This is a genomic window from Thiofaba sp. EF100, from assembly GCF_039822285.1.
Taxonomy (GTDB): domain Bacteria; phylum Pseudomonadota; class Gammaproteobacteria; order Halothiobacillales; family Halothiobacillaceae; genus Thiofaba.
This window is the reverse complement of record NZ_JBAJEY010000001.1, coordinates 351903-367004: the sequence shown is the minus strand read 5'-3', so window position 1 is coordinate 367004 and position 15102 is coordinate 351903. Positions and strand designations below refer to the sequence as shown.

Sequence of the window (15102 nt, the reverse complement as noted above, 5' to 3'; positions counted from 1 at the left end):
CCCCGCCCATCCTTCCATGTTCCACGCCGAGACCCTGGCCGAGTGGCTGAGCTTCCTCGAGGCCCAGCACCCCAAGGGTCAGGCGGGCATCGAGCTTGGCCTTGAGCGGGTCAGGCGGGTTCTTGGCGCGATGGGGCTCTCCGCACGTCTGCCGTTTCCCGTCATTACCGTCGCCGGGACCAATGGCAAGGGCTCCTCGGTGGCCATGCTCGAGGCCGTCCTGCGCGCCGCCGGCCACCGGGTGGGGGCCTACACCTCCCCGCATCTGTTGCGCTACAACGAGCGCGTCCGCCTGGACGGCGAGCCGGCCGCGGATGGGCTCCTGGTGCGCGGCTTCGCCCAGGTCGAGGCCGCGCGGGGCGAGGTACCGCTGACCTATTTCGAGTTCGGCACCCTCGCGGCGCTGGCGGTGCTGGTCGAGGCCCAGGTGGATGTCGCCATCCTCGAGGTCGGGATGGGCGGGCGGCTGGATGCGGTCAATGTCGTGGATGCCGATGCCGCCCTGATCACCAATGTCGCCCTCGACCACACCGAGTGGCTGGGCCCGGATCGGGAAGCCATCGGCCGGGAGAAGGCAGGCATCCTCCGCGCCGGACAGTGGGCCGTGATTGCCGAGGCCGGGCCGCCCCAGAGCGTGCTGGATCACGCCCAACGGCTTGGCCTGCGCCTGTGGCGACGCGGTTGCGACTTTGACTGGACTCTGGGGGAGGCGGGCTGGACCTGGCAAGGCCCACAGGGCTCCTATCTGCTGCCTCTGCCAGCCCTGCCGGGGACCCACCAGCTCGATAATGCCGCGGGGGTGGTGATGCTGCTCGAAGGCCTGCGCGGGCGCCTGCCCTGGACGATCGAGCACTTGCGCACCGGGCTTGCCACGGTCCGCCATCCGGGGCGCCTGCAGTGCGTGCCCCAGGGCGGCGTGCCGGTATGGATCGACGTGGCGCACAACCCCGCAGGAGTCGAGGCCCTGGCGCGGGCCATGGCGGAGGAGTCTACCGGCGGTCGTACCCTCGCCGTGTTCTCCGCCCTGGCCGACAAGGACGCCGGGGGCATGGCGCGTGCGCTCGCCGGGCAGGTCGATGCCTGGTACGTGGCCGGTCTGCCGGGCCCGCGCGGGCGTGAGGCCGATGCCCTGGCCGATCTGCTTCGGCAGGCTGGGCTGCCTGTGGCCGGGGCGTGGTCACGGCCGGCCATGGCGTATAATGCAGCCATGGACGAGACCGGGGTGGGTGACCGGTTGCTCGTCTTCGGTTCCTTCCTGTGCGTGGCGGACATTCTCGACCACATCCATCCTTCGGATCCTGAGGCCTAACGTGGATCGTGTGTTGCTGAAGCGGCTGCTTGGAGCGGGGGTCATCGTGGCCCTGGCGGTGATCGTGCTGCCGTTCTTCCTGCAGGGGGAGGGCTACAAGGCCGCCCTGCGCACCGATATCCCCGCCCGTCCGCAACCGCCCCAGCCGCTGGACACTGCAAGCCGGGAGCCTCCCGCGGAAGTGCGCGAGCTGATGGAGCCGCCGCCCCCCCTCCCCATGGCGCAGGCTCCGGCGCCCCGTCCCGAGCCCGCCAAGGAGGCCGTGGACGCCGGAGCCGCCAAGCCGGCCCCGAAGCCCGCCGCGCCCCCTGCGCCGCCCGAAGTCAAGCCCGCGTCCAAGCCGGCTCCCACGCCACAGGCACCCCAGGCACCGGCGGCCAAGCCCGCGCCTGAAGCCAGCAAACCCGAGGCGGTGCCCAACGCCGCGGTGAAGCCGGCTGCCCCGCCTGCCCAGCCACCGCTGGCGGCCGCCAAGCCTCAGGCGGGCGGGGTATGGATGATCCAACTCGGCAGCTTCAGCGCCGAGGCCAATGCCCAGCAGCTGCGTGGCCAGGTACAGCGCGTGGGTATTCCCTGCCTGATCGAACCACTGGACATCGAGGGCCGCAAGGTATGGCGCGTGCGCGCCGGCCCCTTTGCCAGCCAGGCCGAGGCGGATGCGGCATTGAAACGCCTGCAGGGTGGCCTCAAGCTTGGCGGCATGGTGATGCAGGTCCGCTGATCTGCTTTCTTCCCCATTTTTCGGGACCCCAATGAACGAGATCGTTCCTGATGACGTGTCCGTTGCGGACATGGCGACCCTTGATGGCGGACGCCAGCACGACCGCAAGCTGAGCGCCCTGCGCGCACCCCCGCACTCGATGGAGGCCGAACTCTCCGTGCTCGGCGGCCTGATGCTGGCCCCTGACGCCTGGGAGCGCGTCGCCGACCGCATCACCGAGGACGATTTCTACCGCCGCGACCACCGCCTGATCTTCCGCGCGCTGCAGTCACTCGCCGACGCCGATCAGCCGCGCGACGTGGTCACCGTGGCCGAGTGGCTGGACAAGCACGCCCTGCTGGACGACGTCGGCGGCCTGGCCTACCTCGGCCGGGTGGCGGCCGACACCCCGACCGCGGCGAACATCGTTGCCTATGCCGACATCGTGCGCGAGCACGCCATCAAGCGGCAGCTGATCGAGGTCGGCACCGGCATCGCCCAGAGCGCCTACCAGCCGGACGGACGCGACAGCCGTCAGCTGCTGGAGGAGGCCGAGCAGAAGGTGTTCCAGATCGCCGAGCAGGGCAACCGCCAGCGCAAGGGCTTTGCCCCGATCAAGAACCTGCTCACCCTGGCGGTCGAGCGCATCCAGACCCTGTACGAGCAGGACGAACCGATCACCGGACTGCCGACCGGCTTTGACGACTTCGACACCATGACCTCGGGCCTGCAGAAGGGGGATCTTGTGATCGTGGCCGGGCGCCCGTCGATGGGTAAGACCACCTTCGCGATGAACATCGGCGAGAATGCGGCGATCCGCACCAAGAAGCCGGTGGCGGTGTTCTCCATGGAGATGCCGGGCGAGCAGCTCGCGCTGCGCATGATGTCCTCGCTCGGGCGCATCGACCAGCACCGCGTGCGCACCGGCAAGCTCGAGGACGAGGACTGGCCGCGCCTGACCTCGGCCGTGGTGATGCTGTCCGAGGCGCCGATCTTCATCGACGACACCCCCGCGCTCAGCCCGACTGAGCTGCGCGCACGCGCCCGTCGCCTGAAGAAGGAGCATGGCCTGGGGCTGATCATCATCGACTACCTGCAGCTGATGCAGGTGCCGGGCAACAGCGAGAACCGCACCGCCGAGATCTCCGAGATCTCCCGCTCGCTCAAGGCGCTGGCCAAGGAGCTGGATGTGCCGGTGATCGCCCTCTCGCAGCTCAACCGCTCGCTCGAACAGCGGCCGAACAAGCGGCCGGTGATGTCCGACCTGCGTGAATCGGGCGCGATCGAGCAGGATGCCGACCTGATCGTGTTCATTTACCGCGACGAGGTCTACCACCCGGACAGCGCGGACAAGGGGGTGGCCGAGATCATCATCGGCAAGCAGCGTAACGGCCCCATCGGCACGGTGCGCCTGACCTTCCTTGGCAAGTACACCCAGTTCGCCAACTACACCCCCGAGGTCTATTCCAGCGGGGATTACGCGTGATGGACGCCTTGCGCCCCGCCCGGGCCCGCATCGACCTGACCGCCCTGCGCCACAACTTTGGCGTGCTCAAGAGCGCTGCGGACGGCGCGAAGGTCTTCCCCGCCATCAAGGCGGATGCCTACGGTCATGGCATGCTCGCCTGCGCCCAGGCCCTGCGCGATCTCGCCGACGGCTTCGTGGTGGCGACCCTGGGCGAGGCCGAGGTCCTGCGCAAGGCCGGCATCACCCAGCGGATCATGGTCCTGCAGGGCTTTGCCTCGCTGGCTGAGGCCCGGCTGGCGGCGCGCCTGATGCTGGAACCCGTCATTCACCAGGCCTGGCAGGTCGACATCCTGGAGCGCGGCCATACCGGCCTGCCGCTGCGGGTCTGGCTCAAGATCGACACCGGCATGCACCGCATGGGCATCGAGCCGGAGCAGGTCGGTGTGCTGCATAAGCGCCTCATGGCGAGCGGCCGGCTGCGCGGTGCGCCGGGGTTCATGACCCACTTCGCCTGCGCGGATGAGCCCGACCCCGCGCTCACCCGGCGCCAGATCGAGGTCTTCCGGCGGGCCACCGAGGGCCTTGAGGGCGAGCGCAGCCTGTCCAATTCGGCCGGGCTGCTCGGCGGCTTTGATGCGGGCGGGGACATCGTCCGCCCCGGCATCGCCCTCTATGGCGGCAACCCCTTCGTGTACGGGCAGGCGGCCGAGCATGGCCTGCGTCCGGTCATGACCCTCACCACCCGCCTGCTCGCCGTGCGAGAACACCCGGCCGGGGCCGCCATCGGTTACGGTGCCACCTGGACCTGCCCGGAGGCGATGCCGGTCGGCATTGCCGCGATCGGCTACGGTGATGGCTACCCGCGTCGCATCCCGCCGGGGACGCCGGTGCTGGTCAATGGCCAGCGTGCCGCCATCATCGGGCGAGTGTCGATGGATCTCATCACCCTCGATCTGCGCGGGGTGGAGGCGAGGCCGGGCGATGAGGTCGAACTGTGGGGCAGGGCGCTACCGGTGGACGAGGTCGCCCAGGCCATCGGCACCATCAGCTATGACCTCACCTGTGCGGCGGGCGCGCACGCGGCGCGTGAATATTTGGGAGAGGCGCCGGCCGTCACGGTTCCGGCTGCAGGGTGACTCGCTTTTCGCTGCGCTGACCCTGGTTGACGATGGTCAGCCGTACCGTATCCCCCACCTTGAAATCATCCAGGCGCGCCTGAAGCTCACGCACCGAGCTGAGCGGGCGCCCCTCCACAGCGAGGATGATGTCGCCGGGGACGATGAGCCCATCCCGGGCGCGCGTGGCCCCGGCCAGGCCCGCGGCCTCGGCGCCGGACCCCGGCGTGACGCCAAGGATCACCACCCCCTCCACCCCCAGCAGGCGGGTCAGCCTGCGGTTGATGTCCTCGTTGACCTGGATGCCGAGCGAGGGGCGCAGGTAGCGCCCGTGGCGGATGAGCTGCGGGACGATGCGGTTGACCGTGTCCACCGGCACGGCAAAGCCAATCCCGGCGCTCGTGCCGCTGGGACTGTAGATGGCCGTGTTGATGCCGATCAGCCGCCCCGCCGAATCCAGCAGCGGGCCGCCGGAGTTGCCGGGATTGATCGCCGCATCGGTCTGGATCAGATGCTCCATGGTGGTCCCCGCATCCGTGGTCAGCGAGCGGTCGAGCGCGGAGACGATGCCGGTGGTGAGCGTCCAGTCGAGGCCGAAGGGATTGCCGATGGCAAACACCTTCTGCCCGACCCGCAGGTTGTGACTCTCGCCCAGCGGGATGGGGGCAGGGCGCTGCTGGCCGAGGCCGATGCGCAGCACCGCAAGATCGTGCGCAGGGCTCGCCCCGACCAGGGACGCCCGCAGCTGGCGGCCATCGGCCAGCCGCACCCACGCCTCGCTGGCGCCCTGGATGACATGGAAGTTGGTGACCACGTGGCCGGCATCATCCCAGAGAAAGCCGGAGCCGGTGCCGCGCGGCACGGAGAAGATGTTGCGGGTCCAGAGGTCCTGCACCTGCTCGCGCGTGGTGATGAACACCACCGACTCGCGTGCCCGCTCGAACAGCTCGATGGTCGCCGCCTCGTCCGCGGCAAGGTCGCCTCGCGGGGTGACGATGCGGGGCTCGGCGTTTGGGGTGTCGCGCCAGGGGGCGAGGGGAAGCTGCCAGAGCAGCAGGGCGAGGATGAGCAGAAGCAGCAGCCCGAGCAGGAGACCGCCCGGGCGGGAGGGAGATGGCGACATGGCGAGGCCCTACGGAGCAAGGAGCCTCGATTTTATCGCCTTCAAACGGGCTTTGAGGGGGCGAGGGTGGGGGCTCTTTCGTTTCTCAGCCGCTGTGCCGCGCTCACCATATTGCGCAGACCCGCCTCGGTCTCCGCCCAGCCGCGGGTCTTCAGCCCGCAGTCGGGATTGACCCACAGGTTCTTGAGCGGGATGACCTCGCAGGCCTTGCGCAGGAGGCGCTCCATCTCCTCCACGCTGGGGACGCGCGGCGAGTGGATGTCCCACACGCCGGGACCGATCTCGTTGGGATAATGGAAGGCACCAAAGCCCTTGAGCAGCTCCATGTCCGAGCGTGAGGTCTCGATGGTGATGACATCGGCATCCAGCGCGGCAATGGCGGGCAGGATGTCGTTGAACTCCGAGTAGCACATGTGGGTGTGAATCTGGGTGGCATCCTCCACCGCCGAGGCGCTGATGCGAAAGCACCGTCCCGCCCAGTCGAGGTAGTCCTGCCATTGGGCGCGTCGCAGCGGCAGCCCCTCGCGGAAGGCCGGCTCATCGATCTGGATGATGCGGATGCCGGCGCGCGCAAGGTCCGCCACCTCGTCGCGGATGGCCAGGGCGATCTGCTCGCAGGTGGTCTTGCGCGGCTGGTCGTCGCGCACGAAGGACCATTGCAGGATGGTCACCGGCCCTGTGAGCATGCCCTTCATCGGTTTTTCGGTGAGGGATTGGGCGAACGTCGTCCAGCCGACGGTCATGGGGGCAGGGCGGCTGACATCACCAAAGATGACCGGTGGCTTGACGCAGCGTGAGCCGTAGGACTGCACCCAGCCGTTGCGGGTGAAGGCGAAACCGGCCAGCTGTTCGCCGAAATATTCCACCATGTCGTTGCGCTCCGGCTCGCCGTGGACGAGCACGTCCAGCCCCAGGGCCTCCTGCTTCTGCACCACCTGGGCGATCTCCTCCTTCATGCGTGCCTCGTAGGCCGCTTGGTCCAGCTCACCGCGCTTGAAGGCGGCGCGGGCCTTGCGCAGCTCCTGGGTCTGCGGGAAGGAGCCGATGGTGGTGGTGGGGAGTAAAGGCAGGCCCAGGGCGGTATGTTGCAGGCGCTGGCGCTCGGCAAAGGGGGCGGCGCGACGGTCGGCGTTCTCGGGCAGGGCGGCCAGGCGTGCCGCGACCTTGTCATCGTGTACACGGGGACTCGCACGCCGGGCGGTGAGGGCGGCGCGCGCCTCGGCCAGGGCGTCATGTACGGCATCCTCCCCCTCGCTGAGGGCGAGGCGCAGCACGTTGATCTCGTCGAGCTTCTGCCGGGCGAAGGCCAGCCAGGACTTCAACTCCGCATCCAGCCCATCTTCCGCCGCAAGATCGATGGGCACATGCAGCAGGGAGCAGCTTGGTGCCAGCCAGAGGCGCTCGCCGCGCTGCTCTGCCAGTGGCCTGAGCTGGGCAAGTGCAGCATCGAGGTCGGCGCGCCAGATGTTGCGCCCGTCGATGATGCCGGCGGAGAGCACCTTGTGCGCGGGCAGCCAGTCAGCCACGCGGGCCAGTTCGTCCGGCGCGCGCACGGCGTCGACATGCAGTCCGTCGACCGGCAGCTGGCAGGTCAGGCGCAGGTTGTCGGCCAAGGCACTGAAATAGGTCGTCAGCAGGATCTTGGGGCGCTCCCCCGCAAGGCGGGCATAGGCTCCTTCGAAGGCCTGGCGCCAACGCTCGGGCAGGTCCAGCCCCAGGATGGGCTCATCCAACTGGACCCATTCCACCCCCTGCCGGCGCAGGCGGGCCAGAAGCTCGCCATAGACCGGCAGCAGATGCTCCAGCAGGTCGAGTCGATCGAAGCCTTCGGTTTTCGCCTTGCCCAGCCAGAGGAAGGTCAAGGGGCCGATCAGCACGGCCTTGACCGGATGCCCCAGGGCCTGCGCCTCGGCCACCTGGTCAAACAGGCGCTCGCTGCTGGGCTTAAAGCGCGTCTCGGGTGTGAATTCGGGGACCAGGTAGTGGTAGTTGGTGTCGAACCACTTGGTCATTTCCAGCGCACGCTGGTCGCCATGATCGTGGTGGGCGCCACAGCATGAGGGCGATTGGCCGTGCACCCCGCGCGCCATGATGAAGTGGCGGGTGAGTTCGTCCTCTTCCGTGAAGCCGAAGCGCGCCGGCTCGCAGCCAAGGAGCTGAATGTGGTCGAGGACGTGGTCGTAGAGGGCGAAGTCGCCGACCGTGACGAAGCTGAGGCTGGCCGCACGCTGGATATCCCAGTGGCGGGCGCGCAGCGCGCGGGCCGTCTCGTGCAGGGCATCGGCGCGGGTTTCGCCCCGCCAGAAGGCCTCCAGCGCGAACTTGAGCTCGCGCTTAAGGCCGATGCGCGGGAAGCCAAGGGTATGGGTTGTATTCATGGCAGTACTCTGTTGATGAATGCATGACATGATCCTGCGGGCTGTTTTATGATTCAAACGAATGTTTTTCATTGTTTGATGATGGTGGTTCATGATTGAGTTGCGCCACTTGCGCATGGTCCAGGCCTTGGCGGAGACGGGTTCGGTCTCGGCAGCGGCGGCCCGGGTGCATCTGACCCAATCCGCGCTATCGCACCAGCTCGGCGCGTTGGAGCGCTATTTCGGGATCCCTCTGCTCGACCGCTCGCGCCGACCGCTGCGCCTGACGCCTGCGGGGGAGCGGCTGCTGCTGGCGGCGCGGCGTGTCCTGCCCGAGGTGGAGGCGGCGCGCGCCGAGCTCCTGCGCCAAGGCTCCGATCAGGCACCCGAGAGCCTGCGCATCGCGGTTGAGTGCCATTCCTGCTTCGACTGGCTGATGCCGGCGATGGATGCCTACCGCGCCGAGCGGCCGGAGGCGGAGCTCGACCTGGTCGGCGGCTTCCTGCCCGAGCCCGTTGACCTGCTGTTGGAGGGGCGGGCGGATCTGGCCGTGGTGTCGCAGCCCGAGGATCGGCCAGGGATCAGCTATCTGCCGCTGTTCCGCTACGAGATCGTTGCCCTGCTGGCCCCGGGGCATCCCTTGGCAGACCGCGCATTTCTGACCGCTGCCGATTTTGCCGGGCAGACCCTGATCAGCTATCCCGTGCCGGACCAGGCGTTGGACGTGGTGCAGCGTGTCCTGCGTCCTGCGGGGGTGGTGCCGGAACGGCGGACCGCCGAGCTGACCGTCGCCATCCTCCAGCTCGTCGCCTCCCGCCGTGGTCTGGCTGCCCTGCCGCGCTGGGCGGCACAGACGCAGATCGAGCGCGGTTACGTCTTGGCGCGCAGCATCGGTCAGGAAGGCCTGTGGAGTACCCTGTACGCCGCCATGCGTACCGAGGAGGCCGATGCCCGGGGTTCCTTCGTATCAACCTTGCGCCGTACGGCTTTCACCACGTTACAGGGCATTGAGCAACCGGTCGGTGAAGGTTGATCTTGGCACTCGGGAATTTGCCCCCGCTCTGTGCTATAAACGCGCAGAAAGCCGTTCCCGTTCATTCCAAGGAGATCTGACATGGCCTTCGTTCTGCCCGAACTGACCTATGCCTATGATGCGCTGGAGAAGTCGATCGACGCCCGCACCATGGAGATCCACCATACCAAGCACCACGGCGCGTACGTGAATAACTGCAACGCTGCCATTGCCGGCACCGAGTGGGACGAGAAGCCGATCGAGGAGCTGATGGCGAATGTCTCCAAGCTGCCGGTGGCCGTGCGCAACAACGGTGGTGGTCACTACAACCACAGCCTGTTCTGGCAGGTCCTCTCGCCGAATGGCGGCGGCAAGCCGAAGGGCGATCTGCTCGCCGACATCGAGACCACCTTTGGCAGCTTCGAGTCCTTCCGCGAGAAGTTCTCCACCGCCGGCGCGACCCGCTTCGGCTCGGGCTGGGCCTGGCTGATCGTCGACGGCGAGGGCAAGCTTGCGATCTGCTCCACTCCGAACCAGGACAACCCGATCATGGACATCGCCGAGGTCAAGGGCACCCCGGTGCTCGGTCTGGATGTCTGGGAGCACGCCTATTACCTGCGCTACCAGAACCGTCGCCCGGACTACATCAATGCCTTCTGGGACGTGGTGAACTGGGACGAGGTCACCCGCCGCTACGCGTCTGCCAAGGGTTGATCCACGGTCCTCGAGGCCGTCCGCGTCGCCCTTCACAAGCCTGGGCGGCGCGGTTAAACTCCAGAAAACATGGCCCGTCTGCCGGGCCATTATTGTTTCTGGAGCATGCTGATTCATTCGCTGAGGCGATCGGATATCGCCTGATCAAATCGATCAGACACTTTCATGGAGCGGGATTTCATGTCCACCCCCCATCTGATGAACACCTACAACCGCCTGCCCGTCACCTTTGCCAAGGGGCAGGGTGCCATCCTCTGGGACACCGAAGGCAAAGCTTACCTCGACGCCATCACCGGCGTGGCCGTCTGCGGCCTGGGGCATGCCCAGCCGGACATCGCCCACGCCATTTGCGAGCAGGCCCAGACGCTCATCCATACCTCCAACATCTACGGCATCGCCTGGCAGGAGAAGTTGGCGGACCGGCTGTGCGGCATCTCCGGCATGGAGAAGGTCTTCTTCTGCAACTCTGGCGCCGAGGCCAACGAGGCCGCGATCAAGCTCGCCCGCCTCTATGCCCACCGCAAGGGCATTGCCGAGCCGCGCATCGTGGTGATGGAGGCGAGCTTCCACGGCCGTACCCTGGCCACCCTGTCCGCCACCGGCAACCGCAAGGTCCAGGCCGGCTTCGAGCCGCTGGTCGGCGGCTTCGTGCGCGTGCCCTACGGCGATCTCGAAACCCTGCGCCAGGTCGGCAGCCACGATCGCAACATCGTCGCCGTGCTGGTCGAGCCGGTGCAGGGGGAGGGCGGGGTGCGCGTGCCGCCGCTATCCTACCTTGCGGGCGTGCGCGAGATCTGTACGGCGCACGGCTGGCTGATGATGGTGGACGAGGTGCAGACCGGCATCGGCCGGACCGGCCAGTGGTTCGGCTTCCAGCACGCCGGTATCCTGCCGGACGTGATGAGTCTGGCCAAGGGGCTCGGCAACGGCGTGCCCATCGGCGCCTGCCTTGCCGCCGGGGCCGCAGCCGAATTGTTCGCGCCCGGCAACCACGGTTCGACCTTCGGCGGCAATCCGCTGGTCTGCCGCGTGGCCCACACCGTGCTCGAGGTGATCGAGCGCGACGGACTGGTCGCACGTGCGGCGAAGCTCGGTACCCGTATCCGCGAGGGTCTCGTCGCTCGCCTGGAGGGTGTGCGCGGGGTGGTCGAGGTGCGCGGGCTCGGGCTGATGATCGGCGTCCAGTTGGACCGTCCCTGTGGCGAGCTGGTCAAGCAGGCCCTGGCGCGTGGCTTGCTGATCAATGTCACCGCCGACTCGGTGATCCGCCTGCTGCCCGCGCTGATCATGAGCGACGAGCAGGCTGACCAGCTGGTGGATATCCTGTCCGGGTTGGTGACGGACTTCCTGGCGGCCGAGGTGAAGGCATGAAAGCCCCGCGCCACTTCATCTCGCTGGACGATCTGAGTCCGGACGAGCTGCGTCGGGTCTTGGACCGTGCCCTCCACCTGAAGGCGGCCCGCGCGCGCGGCGAGCAGGTGCTGACCCTGCAGAACCGCGTGCTCGGCATGATCTTCGAGAAGGCCTCAACCCGTACGCGCGTGTCATTCGAGGCCGGGATGGCGCAGCTTGGAGGGCACGCCATCTTCCTCTCCCCGCGCGACACCCAGCTTGGGCGTGGCGAGCCGATTGCTGATTCCGCCCGCGTGCTATCGCGCATGGTCGACATCATCATGATCCGGGCGCATCACCACGCGGATCTGGTGGAATTCGCCGCCCATTCGCGGGTACCGGTCATCAATGCCCTGACCGACCTGAACCACCCCTGCCAGCTGCTGGCCGACATGCTGACCTACGAGGAGCATCGCGGCAGCATTGCCGGCAAGACCGTGGCCTGGGTGGGCGATGGCTTCAACATGTGCCACAGCTATATCCAGGCAGCGCGCGTGTTCGGCTTCAGGCTGAATGTCGCCACCCCCGCCGGCTACGGGCCCGACCCGGCCATCGTGGCCGAGGCGGACGGGCAGGTGATGCTGACCCACGACCCGCGCGTGGCCTGCCGCGATGCCGACCTCGTGGTCACCGACGTGTGGACCAGCATGGGACAGGAGGATGAGACCGAGCGTCGCCGCCGTGACTTCGCCGGCTATTGTGTGAACGAAGAGCTGATGGCCCTGGCACGCCCGGATGCACTGTTCATGCACTGCCTGCCGGCCCACCGCGGCGAGGAGGTGGACGCCGCCGTGATCGACGGCCCCTGGAGCGTGGTCTGGGATGAGGCGGAGAATCGCCTGCACACCCAGAAGGCCCTGCTCGAGTTCCTGCTCGGTGTCCTGGACTGAGACTTTGCGATGAGCGCAGACACGCATCCCACCCTCCAGCAGCTGCTGCGGGATGCCGCGCCCTACATCCATGCCCACCGCGGCAGGACCGTGGTCCTGGCTTTCGCGGGGGAGGCCCTGCTCGAACAGGGGCTGGAGGCGCTGGCCTCCGATGTGGCTCTGCTCTCGAGCCTCGGCGTCCGTCTCGTGCTCGTGCCCGGGTCGCGCCCGCAGATCGAGGCCGAGCTGCATGGCGCAGGCCTTCGTTCCCGCTTCCACGCCGGTCTGCGCATCACCGGTGAGGCGGAGCTGCCGCACGTCAAGCGTGCCGTCGCCGCGCAGACCGTGGACCTCATCGCCCGCCTCTCCCAGGGCATGCCCAACACCCCGCTCGAAGGCGCGCGCCTGTCCGTGGTGACGGCCAATCTCGTCATTGCCCGTCCTGCGGGGGTTCGCGATGGCGTCGATCTGGGCTGGACGGGGGAGGTACGCAAAGTCGAAGCCGAGCGCCTGACCCGCCTGCTGGACGCCGGGTCTGTCATCCTTCAACCCTGCCTTGGCACCTCGCCGACCGGCGAAGTCTTCAACTTGCGCGCGGAGGATGTGGCCGTGGAGTTGGCGGCCGCGATCCGCGCCGACAAACTGGTGTTCCTCACCGAGTCGGCCAGCCAGCTCCCTGCGCAGCTGACCGTCGCTGAGGCCGCCGCCTGGCAGGAGAGCCCTGCCTTGTCGGCCGAGTTCCGCCTGCATCTCGCGAGCGCGGTGCAGGCCGTGCGCCGCGGGGTGGGGCGGGTTCACCTGGTCGACCGGCGCAACGAGGGCGCCCTGCTGCGCGAGCTGTTCACTCGCGAGGGCAATGGCACGCTGGTGACCGCCGAGCCCGTGGAAAAGCTGCGCCGGGCCACGATCGACGATGTGGGGGGGATTCTCGAACTGATCCGGCCGCTGGAGGAGGAGGGCGTGCTCGTGCGCCGCCCGCGTGAACAGCTCGAGCTCGAGATCGAGCGCTACTGGGTGGTTGACCTGGACGGGCGCATCATCGCCACGGCGGCCCTGCACACCTTCCCGGACGCACCGCTGGCCGAACTGGCCTGCCTGACCGTGCACCCCGACTACCGTCGCGGTGGGCGGGCCAGCCAGCTTTTGCGTCAGATGGAGCGCGAAGCCACTTCGCGGGGACTGGAAGGCTTGTTCGTGTTGACCACCCATACCTCGCACTGGTTCATCGAGCACGGTTTCCGCAAGGCCGAGGTGAGTGAGTTGCCGGTTTCGCGTCAGGCCATCTACAACGCCCAGCGCAATTCCAAGGTCTTCATCAAGAGTCTGGCCGCGCCGGTGGCCGGTCATGGCTCCTCAGATACTCCGGGCTGATGCTCTCACCCATCGTCGTCGTTCCTGAGGGGGCGGATGGGTTGGATCCGGCCCGGCAGCTCGCTCATCGCCTGAACATCCCCTGCGTCGATCAGCCGCCGGCGCACGGCCTCCTTCTTCTGGTCGGGAGGGACGGCTTGGCCCTCCATGATGCCGATGCCCCGCGTGAGCAGCCCCTGCGGGTCGATTTCGAGTCCGGCAGCATGGGGTATCGCCAGCGGGCGGGTTTTCGCCGCGACGAACTGCTTGCGCGTGCGGTGGGCATCAAGGGGGGGTATCTTCCGTCCATCCTCGATGCTACGGCGGGGCTTGGGCGTGACGCCTTCATGCTCGCGAGCCTGGGGTGCGAGCTCACTCTGTGTGAGCGCCATCCCGTCGTCTTTGCCCTGCTTGAGGACGGGCTGTGTCGGGCCGGGCAGGTGCCTGCCCTTGCCCCGGTGATCGGGCGGATGCATCTTGTGGCCGGCGATGCTGCCGCCTACCTGGACTCTGCTGCGGCTCTCGCGCCTGATGTGGTCGTGCTCGACCCGATGTTTCCGGAGCGGGGAAAGTCCGCACTGGTGAAAAAACCGATGCGTCTTTTCCATGGTCTCGTGGGCATGGATCCGGATGCGGACGGCCTGCTGGAGCGGGCGATGGCGAAGGCGCGCAGGCGCGTGGTGGTCAAGCGGCCGCTGCATGCCCCGGCGCTGGGCGGGCTTGCTCCATCCCTCAGCTACAAGGGCAAGGCCGTGCGCTTCGATGTTTACCTGACCTGCGGAGGGTAGGGGAGGCTGAACGCGGCTGCATGGCAGACGCATGGGGTGTCAAACGCACCAAACAAAAAGGGCGCCCTTGCGGGCGCCCCTTGCGTCAGGCCGTCTCCAGATTACTTGGAGGCGGCGTTGACGGTCACTTCCACGCGACGGTTCTTCGCGCGGCCAGCCTTGGTCTTGTTGTCAGCGATCGGCTGGGTCTCACCCTTGCCAGATGCCTTGATCTTGGCGGCCGGCACGCCCTTGCCAACCAGGTAGTCGGCTACGGTCTTGGCGCGGCGCTCGGACAGTTTCTGGTTGTAGGCCTCGGTGCCGATGCTGTCGGTGTGGCCGACGACGGTGATCTCTTCGACCTGGTCGATCTTCATCTCGGCCACCAGCGCGTCGAGGGCCTTCTTACCTTCCGGCTTCAGGTTGGACTTGTCGAAGTCGAAGTAGGTGTCAGCGTTCAGGGTGATCTTCTTGGCGGCGACGACCGGGGCCTTCGGTGCTTCAACGGCCGGCTTGGCCTCGGCCTTCTTCTCCTCTTCCTTGAAGAATTCCGGGTTGCACTCTTTGATGGCGGTGTCTTTGCTCAGGGCGATGTGGCCGTTGAGGACGCACTTGCCCACGCCATCCTTAACCACGACTTTCTGGCTGTCATAGACATACGCGGTCGGCTTGTCGGCGGCGAAGGCCGGAGCGGCCAGAACAGCAGAAGCCAGCAGGCCTGCGCTGAGAGCAGCGAAGTTCTTCATGATTGTTCTTCCCTTCTCGAAGGTTGAGTTTGCAAAAGGGCAAGCCATCGCATTCAACGGCTTGTTGCAATTTATAATACGTTCCCGAGGCCGAAAAAGCTAAGGAACGTTGTTTTTTTGCACGGCTGCTGTTGCTCACCTGCACAGCCATTCGTTCACGGCACCCTTGCACGAAAAGGG

Annotated in this window: 13 protein-coding genes; 10 read left to right on the top strand and 3 right to left on the bottom strand. The window is 67.4% G+C overall.

The features are described from left to right. Nucleotides 1–16 precede the first annotated feature (16 nt). The 4 genes from folC (at nt 17) to alr (ending at nt 4613) form a co-directional block, all read left to right on the top strand. Nucleotides 17–1309, top strand: coding sequence for a bifunctional tetrahydrofolate synthase/dihydrofolate synthase (gene folC, locus V6D91_RS01790; protein WP_347317466.1), 1293 nt, complete (start codon nt 17–19; stop codon nt 1307–1309). A 1-nt stretch (nt 1310) separates the two neighbouring features. Beyond that, a complete protein-coding gene (locus V6D91_RS01785; RefSeq protein ID WP_347317465.1) occupies nt 1311–2030 on the top strand; it encodes an SPOR domain-containing protein in 720 nt (239 codons plus the stop codon). A 70-nt stretch (nt 2031–2100) separates the two neighbouring features. Continuing rightward, entirely contained in the window at nt 2101–3495 is a 1395-nt protein-coding gene (gene dnaB / locus V6D91_RS01780; RefSeq protein WP_347318090.1) for a replicative DNA helicase, read from the top strand. Further along, a complete protein-coding gene (gene alr / locus V6D91_RS01775; protein WP_347317464.1) occupies nt 3495–4613 on the top strand; it encodes an alanine racemase in 1119 nt (372 codons plus the stop codon). Before dnaB ends, alr begins: the two co-directional genes overlap by 1 nt. Here the strand turns inward: alr and V6D91_RS01770 are convergent. Next, entirely contained in the window at nt 4591–5715 is a 1125-nt protein-coding gene (locus V6D91_RS01770) for a trypsin-like peptidase domain-containing protein (protein ID WP_347317463.1), read from the bottom strand. The two genes, alr and V6D91_RS01770, sit on opposite strands and share 23 nt — an antisense overlap. Nucleotides 5716–5756: 41 nt before the next feature. After that, nucleotides 5757–8093 carry a 5-methyltetrahydropteroyltriglutamate--homocysteine S-methyltransferase gene (metE, locus tag V6D91_RS01765; RefSeq protein ID WP_347317462.1) on the bottom strand — a complete coding sequence of 779 codons (2337 nt, stop codon included), beginning with the start codon at nt 8091–8093 and terminating at the stop codon, nt 5757–5759. Nucleotides 8094–8184: 91 nt separating this feature from the next. Here metE and V6D91_RS01760 point away from each other — a divergent pair, with 91 nt between their 5' ends. The 6 genes from V6D91_RS01760 to V6D91_RS01735 all read left to right on the top strand — a co-directional run bounded on the left by V6D91_RS01760 (nt 8185) and on the right by V6D91_RS01735 (nt 14197). Continuing rightward, nucleotides 8185–9105, top strand: a complete 921-nt coding sequence (locus V6D91_RS01760; protein ID WP_347317461.1) for a LysR family transcriptional regulator — start codon at nt 8185–8187, stop codon at nt 9103–9105. Between the two features lie 81 nt (nt 9106–9186). After that, nucleotides 9187–9798, top strand: coding sequence for a superoxide dismutase (locus V6D91_RS01755; RefSeq protein WP_347317460.1), 612 nt, complete (start codon nt 9187–9189; stop codon nt 9796–9798). Nucleotides 9799–9978: 180 nt separating this feature from the next. Continuing rightward, on the top strand, nt 9979–11169 hold the full coding sequence (locus tag V6D91_RS01750; RefSeq protein ID WP_347317459.1) for an aspartate aminotransferase family protein: 1191 nt from the start codon (nt 9979–9981) through the stop codon (nt 11167–11169). Beyond that, the gene (argF, locus tag V6D91_RS01745; RefSeq protein ID WP_347317458.1) at nt 11166–12080 is read left to right on the top strand and encodes an ornithine carbamoyltransferase; all 915 of its coding nucleotides are present in this window, start codon (nt 11166–11168) and stop codon (nt 12078–12080) included. The genes V6D91_RS01750 and argF overlap by 4 nt, the downstream gene beginning before the upstream one ends. A 9-nt stretch (nt 12081–12089) precedes the next feature. Next, a complete protein-coding gene (gene argA / locus V6D91_RS01740) occupies nt 12090–13430 on the top strand; it encodes an amino-acid N-acetyltransferase (RefSeq protein ID WP_347317457.1) in 1341 nt (446 codons plus the stop codon). After that, nucleotides 13430–14197, top strand: coding sequence for a class I SAM-dependent methyltransferase (locus tag V6D91_RS01735; RefSeq protein WP_347317456.1), 768 nt, complete (start codon nt 13430–13432; stop codon nt 14195–14197). Before argA ends, V6D91_RS01735 begins: the two co-directional genes overlap by 1 nt. Nucleotides 14198–14298: 101 nt before the next feature. Here V6D91_RS01735 and V6D91_RS01730 read toward each other — a convergent pair whose 3' ends face one another. After that, the gene (locus tag V6D91_RS01730; protein WP_347317455.1) at nt 14299–14922 is read right to left on the bottom strand and encodes an OmpA family protein; all 624 of its coding nucleotides are present in this window, start codon (nt 14920–14922) and stop codon (nt 14299–14301) included. Nucleotides 14923–15102: the final 180 nt, after the last annotated feature.

Excerpts from the sequence above, each read along its gene's own strand:
- alr (WP_347317464.1), top strand. The coding sequence starts at position 3,495 with ATGGACGCCTTGCGCCCCGCCCGGGCCCGCATCGACCTGACCGCCCTG.
- argA (WP_347317457.1), top strand. The coding sequence starts at position 12,090 with ATGAGCGCAGACACGCATCCCACCCTCCAGCAGCTGCTGCGGGATGCC.
- V6D91_RS01755 (WP_347317460.1), top strand. The coding sequence starts at position 9,187 with ATGGCCTTCGTTCTGCCCGAACTGACCTATGCCTATGATGCGCTGGAG.
- V6D91_RS01735 (WP_347317456.1), top strand. The coding sequence starts at position 13,430 with ATGCTCTCACCCATCGTCGTCGTTCCTGAGGGGGCGGATGGGTTGGAT.
- argF (WP_347317458.1), top strand. The coding sequence starts at position 11,166 with ATGAAAGCCCCGCGCCACTTCATCTCGCTGGACGATCTGAGTCCGGAC.
- dnaB (WP_347318090.1), top strand. The coding sequence starts at position 2,101 with ATGGCGACCCTTGATGGCGGACGCCAGCACGACCGCAAGCTGAGCGCC.
- V6D91_RS01760 (WP_347317461.1), top strand. The coding sequence starts at position 8,185 with ATGATTGAGTTGCGCCACTTGCGCATGGTCCAGGCCTTGGCGGAGACG.
- V6D91_RS01730 (WP_347317455.1), bottom strand. The coding sequence starts at position 14,922 with ATGAAGAACTTCGCTGCTCTCAGCGCAGGCCTGCTGGCTTCTGCTGTT.
- V6D91_RS01750 (WP_347317459.1), top strand. The coding sequence starts at position 9,979 with ATGTCCACCCCCCATCTGATGAACACCTACAACCGCCTGCCCGTCACC.
- folC (WP_347317466.1), top strand. The coding sequence starts at position 17 with ATGTTCCACGCCGAGACCCTGGCCGAGTGGCTGAGCTTCCTCGAGGCC.
- V6D91_RS01770 (WP_347317463.1), bottom strand. The coding sequence starts at position 5,715 with ATGTCGCCATCTCCCTCCCGCCCGGGCGGTCTCCTGCTCGGGCTGCTG.
- metE (WP_347317462.1), bottom strand. The coding sequence starts at position 8,093 with ATGAATACAACCCATACCCTTGGCTTCCCGCGCATCGGCCTTAAGCGC.